Annotated in this window: 11 protein-coding genes; all 11 read left to right on the forward strand. The window is 40.4% G+C overall.

Annotation, left to right across the window (positions count from 1 at the left end; genetic code table 11):
• The first annotated feature begins 98 nt into the window (after window positions 1–98).
• On the forward strand, window positions 99–1997 hold the full coding sequence (dxs, locus tag BUC21_RS03965; protein WP_073399424.1) for a 1-deoxy-D-xylulose-5-phosphate synthase: 1899 nt from the start codon (window positions 99–101) through the stop codon (window positions 1995–1997).
• A complete protein-coding gene (trkA, locus tag BUC21_RS03970; protein ID WP_073399426.1) occupies window positions 1994–3334 on the forward strand; it encodes a Trk system potassium transporter TrkA in 1341 nt (446 codons plus the stop codon). Before dxs ends, trkA begins: the two co-directional genes overlap by 4 nt.
• Window positions 3335–3364: 30 nt before the next feature.
• Window positions 3365–4813, forward strand: a complete 1449-nt coding sequence (locus tag BUC21_RS03975; RefSeq protein WP_073399428.1) for a TrkH family potassium uptake protein — start codon at window positions 3365–3367, stop codon at window positions 4811–4813.
• A gap of 913 nt (window positions 4814–5726) precedes the next feature.
• Entirely contained in the window at window positions 5727–6077 is a 351-nt protein-coding gene (locus tag BUC21_RS03980; RefSeq protein ID WP_073399430.1) for an NADH-quinone oxidoreductase subunit A, read from the forward strand.
• On the forward strand, window positions 6068–6649 hold the full coding sequence (locus tag BUC21_RS03985) for an NADH-quinone oxidoreductase subunit B (RefSeq protein WP_073399431.1): 582 nt from the start codon (window positions 6068–6070) through the stop codon (window positions 6647–6649). Before BUC21_RS03980 ends, BUC21_RS03985 begins: the two co-directional genes overlap by 10 nt.
• Before the next feature lie 3 nt (window positions 6650–6652).
• Entirely contained in the window at window positions 6653–8272 is a 1620-nt protein-coding gene (locus tag BUC21_RS03990; RefSeq protein ID WP_073399433.1) for an NADH-quinone oxidoreductase subunit D, read from the forward strand.
• 16 nt (window positions 8273–8288) lie between these two features.
• The gene (gene nuoH / locus BUC21_RS03995; protein WP_073399435.1) at window positions 8289–9365 is read left to right on the forward strand and encodes an NADH-quinone oxidoreductase subunit NuoH; all 1077 of its coding nucleotides are present in this window, start codon (window positions 8289–8291) and stop codon (window positions 9363–9365) included.
• Between the two features lie 13 nt (window positions 9366–9378).
• Complete coding sequence (locus BUC21_RS04000; RefSeq protein ID WP_073399437.1) at window positions 9379–9885, forward strand: NuoI/complex I 23 kDa subunit family protein; 507 nt, start codon at window positions 9379–9381, stop codon at window positions 9883–9885.
• 6 nt (window positions 9886–9891) lie between these two features.
• Window positions 9892–10404, forward strand: a complete 513-nt coding sequence (locus BUC21_RS04005) for an NADH-quinone oxidoreductase subunit J family protein (protein ID WP_073399633.1) — start codon at window positions 9892–9894, stop codon at window positions 10402–10404.
• A gap of 6 nt (window positions 10405–10410) precedes the next feature.
• Complete coding sequence (gene nuoK / locus BUC21_RS04010) at window positions 10411–10722, forward strand: NADH-quinone oxidoreductase subunit NuoK (protein WP_073399439.1); 312 nt, start codon at window positions 10411–10413, stop codon at window positions 10720–10722.
• Between the two features lie 12 nt (window positions 10723–10734).
• The gene (nuoL, locus tag BUC21_RS04015; RefSeq protein ID WP_073399441.1) at window positions 10735–12648 is read left to right on the forward strand and encodes an NADH-quinone oxidoreductase subunit L; all 1914 of its coding nucleotides are present in this window, start codon (window positions 10735–10737) and stop codon (window positions 12646–12648) included.
• The last annotated feature ends 11 nt before the right edge of the window (window positions 12649–12659 follow it).

The following is a 12659-nucleotide window of genomic DNA, read 5'->3' on the forward strand; positions in this document are numbered from 1 at the left end:
ATATACATGCTATATATTTGACTACAATAAAAATATCCCTGCAAAAGTAAACATCTTATGAGTTATTTATGCTAATTTTGCGATAAATTTGTCTGATAATGAAGAATGACCAAACATATAGCTTACTTAATGGCATAAATTGTCCGGGGGATCTTCGCAAACTCAATGTAGATTTGCTTCCTGAAGTATGTAAAGAACTAAGGCAGGATATCATTGATGAGCTTTCTTGCAATCCGGGGCACTTTGCCGCGAGTCTGGGAGCTGTGGAACTGACCGTAGCTCTGCATTACGTTTTTAATACTCCTTACGATAGAATTGTGTGGGATGTTGGACATCAGGCTTATGCTCACAAGATACTGACCGGAAGAAGAAAAGCCTTTTCAACCAACCGGAAATTAAATGGCCTTAAGCCATTTCCTTCTCCAGATGAAAGTGAATATGATTCTTTCATCTGCGGACATGCATCAAATTCCATATCTGCTGCATTGGGAATGTGTGTGGCTGCCGAACATAAAAAAGAGAAAGACCGCCATGTGGTTGCCGTGATTGGCGACGGGTCAATGACGGGAGGACTGGCTTTTGAAGGACTGAACAATGCCTCTTCTACACCAAATAATTTACTGATTGTGCTCAATGATAACGATATGGCCATTGACCGTACCGTTGGGGGGATGAAAGAGTATCTGCTTAATCTGACCACAACCAACCGTTATAACCGCATACGGCAAAAATTTGCCCAGCTAATGCTTCGTTGGGGTATATTAAATGAAACGCGAAAGAAGAGTATTATTCGTTTTAATAACAGTTTAAAAGCTTTGCTACTTCAGCAGCCTAATATATTCGAGGGAATGAGTATCCGATACTTCGGCCCATTCGACGGGCACGATGTAAAGAACATATCTCGTGTACTGAATGATATTAAGGATATGACCGGCCCCAAGATTCTGCACTTGCACACCATAAAAGGAAAAGGTTTTGAACCGGCAGAGAAATCGGCAACAGTATGGCATGCACCGGGACTCTTTGACAAAGAGACGGGGGAACGAATTGTGACCAATACCAAAGGTATGCCTCCCCTTTTCCAGGAAGTTTTTGGTCATACTCTATTGGAACTTGCCAAAAAGAATGATAAGATAATTGGTGTTACTCCCGCTATGCCAACCGGATGTTCCATGAACATTATGATGAAGGAAATGCCGGAAAGAGCTTTCGATGTGGGCATTGCCGAAGGGCACGCTGTTACCTTCTCGGGCGGAATGGCACAGGATGGCTTGGTTCCTTTCTGCAACATATACTCGAGCTTTATGCAACGGGCATTCGATAATATAATTCACGACGTAGCCATTCAAAAACAGAACGTGGTGCTTTGTCTGGACCGTGCCGGATTGGTGGGTGAAGACGGACCTACACATCATGGTGCGTTTGATATGGCTTATCTGCGTTGCATTCCTAATCTGACTATTGCTTCTCCATATAACGAGCACGAGCTAAGAAGATTGATGTACACTGCTCAGCTTCCGGATAAAGGACCGTTCGTAATCCGATATCCTAGAGGACGAGGTTCTGTTGTGGAATGGGAATGTCCTTTTGAAGAAATACCTGTGGGAACCGGCCGTAAACTGAGAGACGGAAAAGACATGGCCGTTATAACCATTGGTCCGATAGGACATTTAACCTCCAAAGCAATTGTGCGAGCAGAAGCAGAAGGAGCAAGCATTGCACATTATGATTTACGTTTCCTGAAACCGCTTGATAAAGATTTGCTGCATGAAGTGGGACAAAACTTCAGTAAAGTGATAACCGTGGAAGACGGTGTTACGGAAGGTGGAATGGGAAGTGCTGTTCTGGAATTTATGTCTGACAATAATTACAATCCAAAGATAAAACGAATAGGAATTCCTAATATATTTGTGGAACATGGTAATGTTAAAGAGCTTTACAAGCTTTGCGGAATGGATGAAGAAAGCATATATCAAACTATAAAATCGCAATTATGAAAATTATTATAGCAGGTGCCGGAGCTGTGGGCACACATCTTGCCAAACTACTTTCTAAGGAAAAACAGGACATTGTTCTGATGGACGATAGCGAAGATAAACTTGTAGCACTGGATGCCAACTATGACCTGATGACAGTATGCACATCTCCCACTTCAATTGCCGGGCTTAAGGATGCCGGAGTAGCCAATGCCGATCTGTTTATTGCCGTTACTCCTGATGAAAGCCGAAATATGACTGCGTGTATGCTTGCTTCCAACCTGGGTGCAAAGAAGACGGTAGCACGTATTGATAATTTTGAATATCTGCAACCTATTCATCAGGAATTTTTCAAGAAGCTGGGCGTTGATTCGCTTATTTACCCGGAAATGCTTGCCGCCAAAGAAATTGTATCATCAATAAAAATGAGCTGGATTCGTCAGTGGTGGGAGTTTTGCGGTGGTGCGCTGATACTTATTGGTGTAAAAATAAGGCAGACAGCTACCATTCTTGACATTCCACTCAGTGAACTAGGAAAACAAAATATACCATTCCATATCGTTGCTATTAAAAGAGGTAACGAAACCATTATTCCGCGTGGTGACGATACCATAAAACTATATGATATTGTTTACTTTACCACGACTCAGAAATACATTCCTTACATCCGCAAAGTTGTAGGAAAGGAACATTATGCCGATGTGCGTAACGTGATGATTATGGGAGGAAGCCGTATTGCGGTAAGAACAGCTCAATATGCACCAGAATACATGAAGATGAAAATTGTGGAAAATGATGCTGCCCGCTGTGTGCGACTGACTGAATTGCTGGACGACAAGACAATGGTGATCAATGGAGACGGACGTGATGTTGATCTTTTGGTAGAAGAAGGATTGAAAGACACAGAAGCTTTTGTTGCGCTGACCGGAAGTTCTGAAACAAATATCCTGGCCTGTCTTGCAGCCAAACGAATGGGAGTAAGAAAGACTGTTGCAGAAGTTGAAAATATAGATTACATCGGAATGGCTGAAAGTCTGGACATTGGTACGGTTATCAACAAGAAACTGATTGCAGCGAGCCATATTTATCAGATGATGCTAAACGCAGATGTAAGCAATGTGAAGTGTCTGACATTTGCCAATGCTGATGTGGCTGAATTTAAAGTAAAAGAAGGATCGGCTATTACCAAACGTAAAGTAAAGGATCTGGGTCTACCTAAGGGTACAACAATCGGAGGACTGATACGTAACGGAGAAGGTATTGTGGTAACAGGAGATACACAGATACAGCCTAAAGATCATGTTGTTGTGTTCTGCCTGAGTATGATGATTAAAAAGATTGAAAAGTTCTTCAACTAACAGATAAAGAAGCCATAGATAGCAAGAAATATGATTAATTTTAAGATAATATTTAAAATAACAGGTATTCTGGCACTCATCGAAGCCATATTACTACTTTCGTGCGCAGGAATCTCTCTCATTTATCAGGAAGAGATTCTGAACGATTTTCTGAAAGTGGCAATTGGCTCAGCAGTTTTAGGTGGATTGCTGGTATTGATGGGAACAAGAGCTTCAAAGAAGCTGAGCAAAAGAGACGGATATTTAGTCATAACCCTGGCATGGATACTCTTTTCTGCAATTGGTATGCTCCCCTATTTAATTAGCGGATATATACCACGACCTGTTGATGCATTCTTTGAAAGCATGTCGGGATTTACAACTACAGGAGCTACCATCCTTAACAATATTGAATCTCTGCCTCATGGGCTGCTCTTCTGGCGAAGCCTTACTCAATGGGTTGGCGGATTTGGCTTTATCTTTGTAGTTATTGCAATATTACCGGTATTTGGAATTGGAAGCATGCAGCTCTTTGCAACTGAAACCAGTGTATCTGTAAGCGAAAAGCTACACCCACGTATCAGCGTTACAGCAAAAAGAATTGGTTATATCTATCTGACACTAACAGTAGCACTGGCTCTTTTATTATTGGGAGACATGAGTCTGTTCGACTCTGTATGCCACTCTTTCTCAACCATATCTACAGGAGGATTCTCTACTAAACAAACTAATATTGCATATTTCAACTCTCCATATATTGAGTACGTAATATCTTTATTCATGATATTATCGGGTATAAACTTTACTCTCTACTTTTTCCTCACAAAAGGTAAAGTAAAAAAGGCATTAAAAGATTGTGAGTTGAAGTGGTACATGGTGGGAATTGTTATTGTAACAATAATATTCTCCTTCGCACTGGCAGCTACTACTTCTCTAAATGGTGAAGAGTCGTTCAGAAAAGGTTTGTTTCACGTAACATCAATCTTAACTACAACAGGATTTACCTCAGCCGACTACATGACCTGGGAACCTTTCCTTTGGACCATGATAGCTGTTATGATGTTTATTGGCGCAAGTAGCGGTTCGGCCACCGGAGCCATAAAAACTATCCGTCTGATTATTCTTGGCAAGATGACCAGAAACCAGTTCAGACGTATGATTCATCCAAATGCTGTTTTACCGGTAAAAATAAATAAGATTGCGGTATCCCCTTCTCTGCAATCATCTGCCATTGTTTTTGTAATTGTGTATATCACAATCTTTGCAATAGGCTGGCTTGGCATGATGATTATGGGAGTAGGAAATATTGAATCCTTTGGAACGGTAGCTTCCAGTCTTGGAAATGTAGGACCTGGGTTAGGACTTTGTGGACCTGCCTATACATGGAGTAGTCTGCCCGATGGTGGTAAATGGCTTCTTTCGCTTCTAATGCTGATTGGCCGTCTGGAAATATTCTCTGTACTCCTTCTCTTCACGCCCTATTTCTGGAAGAAAAGATAAGTATTTTAAAAGCGCGGAAAAACCACCCCTATTTTTTGTTATTATAGGGGGTGAACATAATTTTTCCGCAGCTTATAATCAATCTGTTAAGTTAAAAAGTAAAACGTATTGTCAGAATCTAACCTTATAAGTTGCCGAAAAAACTGAGAGGACCGAGTTAAAAAGTGTTTCACCGTTCTTTATCAGCCATTTATTCAGGTTACATTCCAAAACCAAACAGGTTATCTTGCCTGATTATTGAGGTTACATTTTTATTTATTGGCGGTAGATTTTTTAAAGGAACGATTCGTTCCGCACGTACAATATAGAAAAGTCCGGTTTTGTTTTTTGAAAACGTAACCGGACTTTCTAAAAACATGGCGGAACGTTTTACAAACAACAACCGAACTTACTGACCCATTCCAGAATAGCTGACCTTTCCTGGTTTTAGATTACAGTTTCTGTAGTTATTATTTGAACTTAATTACAATATTTTTCTTATTCCTAAGCCGGCTTAGCATTAAATATTTTATTTCAAAATTCGGTTTACATAATTTAAATGGGGAATTAACCATCTCTGGAACAGGCTACCAGTTGCTTTGCATATTACTGAAACCGATTTTAAATATTTATCTCAAGCCGAATACCGGTTTATTTCTTTAAAGAAAATTTATTAATATTTAGCAATTCATAATTATTCACTCTTTACTTCACAATTTTATCAAAGAAAGAGTCATTAAGCTCATTTTTCTATTTTTTATTTTCTGTCATCCCAATAAAAAGAGAATAAAAAAACTACTTTTTGTTAGGTGTGGTTTGCAAATCATTAATAATAAATTGTATCTTTGCGCTCTTAAAAGCTGAGAATCAGCCTATATTTCATTTTTGTTAAATATTTCTATTTATATTATACATTTTTAATGTACATTGAACTATGAATTTTATGATGTTAGTCGTCGCTGTAATCACGGCAATTGCCTTGGTTGTTGCGGCATTGTTTATCGCCAAAGCGATCTCGCCGCGGTCGTTTAACCCGCAAAAGGGAGAGGCGTACGAATGCGGTATACCTACGCGAGGTAAGTCTTGGATGCAGTTCAGAGTTGGTTACTACCTCTTTGCCATCCTGTTTTTAATGTTCGACGTTGAAACCGTCTTTCTTTTCCCTTGGGCTACCATTGTGGGTGAGCTAGGCGTAAACGGACTTATCAGTATTCTATTTTTCTTCGGTGTATTAATTTTAGGCCTTGCGTATGCTTGGAAGAAAGGAGCTCTTGAATGGAAATAAAGAAGCCGAAAATAAAGTCAATGCAATATGAAGACTTTCAAGATAATGAGTATTTGGAAAAAATGGTTGCTGAGCTCAATGCAGAAGGTACAAATGTACTTTTGGGCAAATTGGATGATCTCATCAACTGGGGACGAAGCAATTCCCTTTGGCCGCTTACATTCGCTACAAGCTGTTGCGGTATCGAATTCATGGCACTTGGTGCCGCGCGTTATGACATGGCCCGTTTCGGGTTCGAAGTAGCACGTGCCAGTCCTCGTCAGGCAGATATGATTATGGTTTGTGGTACTATCACAGACAGAATGGCTCCTGTATTGAAACGTCTGTACGACCAGATGCCTGATCCAAAATATGTGGTTGCTGTGGGTGGATGCGCTGTAAGTGGTGGTCCGTTTAAGAAATCTTATCACGTAGTAAACGGAGTAGACCAGATTATGCCGGTTGATGTTTACATCCCAGGATGTCCTCCACGTCCGGAAGCATTCTATTATGGTATGATGCAATTGCAACGCAAAGTAAAACTCGAAAAATTCTTCGGTGGGGTAAACCGCAAAGAGAAAGAAGAAAAATAAGCTATGAATATAAAAGACAGAATATTAGAAATCGTCCCCGAAGCACGGTTTGCTGAACAGGGTGACTTGACTGCTACCATTCCTGCCGAATCCTTCCACGCTTTAGCAGAAAGACTAAAGAACGATAAGGATACGCAATTTGACTTCTTATTAAGTCTGACCGGTATGGACTGGGGCGAAACGCTGGGTGTAGTATATCATCTGGAATCTACCGTGTACGGCCACACCATTGTTTTGAAAACAATGACTGCCGATCGTGAAAAACCAGAACTAGCATCAGTTACAGATTTATGGAGAGCTGCCGAATTTAACGAACGTGAAGTGTTCGATTTCTTCGGCATTCGTTTTATTAACAACTCTGACATGCGCCGTTTATACCTGCGCGAAGACTGGGTTGGATATCCATTGCGTAAGGATTACGATGATTCATTGAATCCGCTTCGCATGACCAACGAAGTTACAGAGGACACTACCGAAGAACTTTCTGTTGATGAAGAAGGTAATCTGGTTAATAAAACAAATGTCCTTTTCGAAGACAAAGAATATGTAGTTAACATCGGTCCTCAGCACCCTGCAACACACGGTGTACTTCGTTTCCGTACTTCTCTTGAGGGAGAAACAATCAAAAAGATCGAACCTTATTGCGGATACATCCACAGAGGTATTGAAAAAATGAACGAAAGTCTGACTTATCCTCAGACACTGGCATTAACCGACCGTCTTGATTATCTAGCTTCTCACCAAAACCGTCATGCTGTATGTATGTGTGTTGAGAAAGCTATGGGTGTAGAAGTTTCAGAACGTGTTCAGTACATCCGTACCATCATGGACGAACTTCAACGTATCGACTCTCACCTTTTGTTCTACTCATGTGCATGTATGGACTTAGGTGGTTTAACAGCATTCTTCTATGGTTTCCGCGACCGTGAAAAGATTCTTGATATATTCGAAGCAACAACAGGTGGCCGTTTGATTCAGAACTACAACACCATTGGTGGTGTACAGGCTGACATTCACCCTGATTTCGTAAAAGACGTAAAAGAATTCATTGCTTACCTTCGTCCAATCTTAAAAGAATACCACGACATCTTTACAGGAAACATAATCGTTCATCAACGTATGAAAGGCGTTGGCGTATTGACTCGTGAAGACGCTATTTCATTCGGTGCTACCGGAGGTACAGGTCGTGCTTCAGGATGGGCATGCGATACACGTAAGCGCAAACCTTACGCAATGTACGGAAAAGTAGACTTCAAGGAAATTGTTTACAATGAAGGCGACTGCTTTGCACGTTACATGGTTCGTATGGATGAAATTCTTGAATCAATGAAGATCATTGAACAACTTATTGACAACATCCCAGCAGGAGACTATCAAGTGAAAATGAAACCTATCATCCGTGTACCAGAGGGTAACTACTTTGCTTCTGTTGAAGCTAGCCGTGGAGAATTTGGTGTATTTATTGAAAGCCACGGAGATAAATTCCCATACCGTATGAAATACCGTTCAACCGGTCTTCCATTGGTATCGGCTATAGATACCATCACACGCGGTGCCAAGATTGCCGACCTTATTGCAATTGGTGCAACGCTTGACTATGTAGTACCTGATATTGATAGATAAATAAAATATAAAAGATATGTTTGATTTTAGTATAGTTTCAAGCTGGATACATGGTTTGCTTACAGGCTTCATGCCTGAAGGCTTGGCCATATTCCTGGAATGTGTTGTCATTGGCGTTTGCATTATGCTAATGTATGCTGTACTTGCTATCGTTCTTATTTATATGGAGCGTAAGGTATGTGCATTCTTCCAATGTCGTCTTGGTCCTAACCGTGTTGGTAAATACGGTTTAATGCAGGTCTTTGCCGACGTATTTAAAATGTTAATCAAAGAGATTATCACTCTGAAAAACTCGGACCGATTGCTTTACAATCTGGCTCCATATATGGTAATTCTCGCTTCTATCCTTTCATTCTCTTGTTTACCTATAAATAAAGGAATGGAAATTATCGACTTTAATATTGGTGTATTCTTCCTTATGGCAGCTTCTTCTATCGGAGTTGTAGGTATTCTGCTTGCAGGATGGAGTAGTAACAACAAGTTCACTTTGATCGGTGCCATGCGTAGTGGTGCTCAGATTATCAGTTACGAACTTTCAGTTGGTCTTTCAATCCTTACAATGGTAGTACTTACAGGAACAATGTCGTTCTCTGAAATAGTAGAAGGTCAGGCTGACGGATGGAATATTTTCAAAGGTCATATCCCTGCACTGATTGCTTTCATTGTTTACCTTATTGCCGGTAATGCTGAAACCAACCGTGGTCCGTTCGACTTACCTGAAGCTGAATCTGAGCTTACAGCCGGATACCACACAGAGTATTCTGGTATGCACTTCGGATTCTTCTACCTTGCAGAATACCTGAACTTATTCATTGTATCGGGTGTAGCTGCAACAGTATTCTTAGGAGGATGGATGCCATTCCACGTTTCTGGTCTTGACGGATTCAATGCAATAATGGATTTCATTCCAGGATTTGTATGGTTCTTTGCAAAAGCCTTCTTTGTAGTATTCTTGCTTATGTGGATTAAATGGACATTCCCACGTTTGCGTATCGACCAGATATTGAAACTTGAATGGAAGTTTTTGGTGCCAATCAGTATGTTCAACTTATTGTTGATGGTACTCATTGTTGTATTTGGATTACACTTTTAATTAATAGAAAGATATGAATAGTTTTAATCAATATATAGGCTCACTGTTTGGTGGTTTGAAGACCTTACTGATAGGTATGAAGACCAGTATCACAGTGTTCTTCCGCAAGAAGACCACAGAGCAATACCCTGAAAACCGGGCTACTTTGAAAATATCCGACCGTTTCCGCGGTACACTGGTTATGCCTCACGACGAGAACAACCAGCACAAATGTGTTGCCTGCGGACTTTGTCAGATGGCTTGTCCAAACGATACCATCAATGTAATTTCAGAAATGGTTACCGACGAAGAAGGTAAGAAGAAAAAAGTATTAGTGAAATATCAATATGACCTTGGAAGCTGCATGTATTGCCAACTTTGCGTAAATGCATGTCCTCACGATGCCATCAAGTTTGATAATTCTTTCGAACATGCTGTCTTTGATCGTAGTAAGCTTATTAAGCAGCTTAACAACGAAGGTTCGTCAGTTGTAGTAAAAAAGAAACCGAATAGTGAAGGTTTAACAGAAGAAAAAAAGTAAATGAATATGGATATAACACTTCAACAAGTAGCATTCTTCGTTGTGGCAATTTTCATCACCATCTTTTCGGTGTTGACTGTTACCACCAGTAAGATTCTACGTTCAGCCACTTATCTGCTGTTCGTTCTATTCGGCACGGCAGCTATCTATTTCCTATTGGACTATACGTTCCTGGGAGCTGTACAATTAATGGTTTATGCAGGAGGTATTGTAGTCCTGTATGTATTCTCGATACTTCTTACCAACTCTGATCAGAGCTTGAATAAGAAAATGAATAAAAGCAAACTTCTGGCTAGTCTGATTTCTGCCATTGCCGGTGCTGCCATTGTATTATTTATTGTTTTGACTCACAACTTCGTTCCTACAGCTACCGCTGAATCACAGGAATTAGGTATGAAAACAATCGGTCATGCACTTATGGGTAGTGGTAAGCAACAATATTTGTTGCCTTTCGAAGCAGTCAGCATCTTACTGCTTGCTTGTATCATCGGAGGTTTAGTAATCGCACGTAAAAGATAAAAGAGAATGGAAATACAAGTAGAATATTATTTAATAGTAAGCACCATCATGATGTTTGCCGGAGTCTTCGGATTCCTTACCCGCAAAAATACGCTGGCTATGCTTATATCATTGGAACTTATATTGAACGCATCAGACATCAACTTTGCAGTGTTTAACCGCTTTTTGTTTCCTGCTCAGTTAGAAGGTCACTTCTTCACGCTCTTTGCCATTGCAATTGCTGCTGCCGAAACAGCTGTTGGTATTGCAATCATTATCAATATCTATCGCAACGTACGAGGTATTCAAGTGAAGGACATCGAAGAAATGAAACATTAATAAAGAGACATTATGGAATATACAATATTTATCTTACTGCTTCCGGTGCTAATGTTCCTTTTCTTAGGATTGACGGGACACAAGCTTAAACCTAGTGTAGCAGGAATATGTGGAACAATATCTTTGGGTATTGTTGCTGTGCTATCCTACCTTACCGCAATTCAGTATTTTACTGCACCGCGCGTAAACGGAATCTATCAGACGCTCATTCCTTATAATATAGAATGGCTACGTTTTACTCAACATCTTCACATTGACATAGGTGTCTTCCTTGATCCTATCTCTGTAATGATGTTAGTAGTTGTATCAACAGTATCATTCATGGTGCATATCTACAGTATGGGATACATGAAAGGTGAAAAAGGTTTCCATCGTTACTATGCATTCCTTTCACTCTTCACCTTTGCTATGATGGGATTGGTTTTAGCAACCAACATTTTCCAGATGTACATTTTCTGGGAACTTGTGGGTGTTTCTTCTTATCTGTTGATCGGTTTCTATTATACAAAACCAACTGCTATCGCAGCATCTAAGAAAGCGTTTATCGTTACTCGTTTTGCCGACTTAGGATTTTTACTTGGTATCCTTATCCTGTCTTTCTTCGGAAACACATTCAGCTTCACTGAATTGATGAGTGGTACTTGTGAAACAGTTCTTAAAACAGCTGCCGGACAAACATTCCTTGGTGGTAGTGTTATTGCATGGGGATTAGGACTTATGTTTCTTGGTGGTGCCGGTAAGAGTGCCATGTTCCCATTCCACATTTGGTTGCCAGATGCAATGGAAGGTCCAACTCCTGTTTCAGCATTAATCCATGCTGCAACAATGGTTGTTGCCGGTGTATACTTAGTAGCAAGAATGTTCCCATTATATATTGGCTTTGCTCCGGATGTATTGTCGGCTATAGCTTATGTGGGTGCATTTACTGCATTATTCTCTGCAACAATTGCCTGCGTACAGACAGATATTAAACGTGTACTTGCTTTCTCAACCATCTCTCAGATTGGTTTCATGATTGTAGCGTTAGGTGTTTGTACAGGAATGGATACACACGAAGGTCTTGGTTACATGGCTTCTATGTTCCACTTGTTTACACACGCGATGTTTAAAGCATTATTATTCTTGGGAGCCGGTTCAATTATCCACGCTGTTCACAGCAACGAGATGGATCACATGGGCGGTCTTCGCAAGTATATGCCTATTACACACATAACATTCCTGATTGCTTGTTTGGCTATTGCAGGTATTCCTCCTTTCTCTGGATTCTTCAGTAAGGACGAAATTCTTGCTGCAGCGTTCAAGTTCAGCCCTGTTATCGGATGGTTAATGACATTTGTTGCTGGTCTTACAGCATTCTATATGTTCCGTCTTTATTACAACATATTCTGGGGTAAAGAAGCAGAGCACGAACACACTCCTCACGAATCTCCACTTGTAATGACATTCCCATTAATGTTCCTTGCAGCTATAACTTTAGTAGCAGGTTTCATTCCATTCGGAGAATTGGTAAGTAGTAACGGTGAAGCATATCACATCCACCTTGATGTAGTAGTTGCTAGTGTCAGTGTATGTGTTGCAGTGGCTTCCATTATAATCGCTACTATATTCTATCGCAAACCGGAACAGACAATTCCAAACATGTTGGGCAAAAAGTTCCGCGGACTTCATACAGCAGCTACACATCGTTTCTATATTGACGAAGTATGGATGTTTATTACACACAAGGTTATCTTCCGTTGTATCTCTACTCCTATTGCCTGGTTTGACCGCCACGTAGTAGACGGATTCATGAATTTCCTTGCATGGAGCACACAGGAAGCATCTTTCTCTATCCGCGGATTCCAGTCAGGACGTGTTCAGCAATATGCTTACGTATTCCTGATCGGTGCTTTAGTTATTATTGTAGGATTACTTCTATTTATCTAAATAAAAAACAG

The sequence above is a fragment of the Bacteroides luti genome, from assembly GCF_900128905.1.
Taxonomy (GTDB): domain Bacteria; phylum Bacteroidota; class Bacteroidia; order Bacteroidales; family Bacteroidaceae; genus Bacteroides; species Bacteroides luti.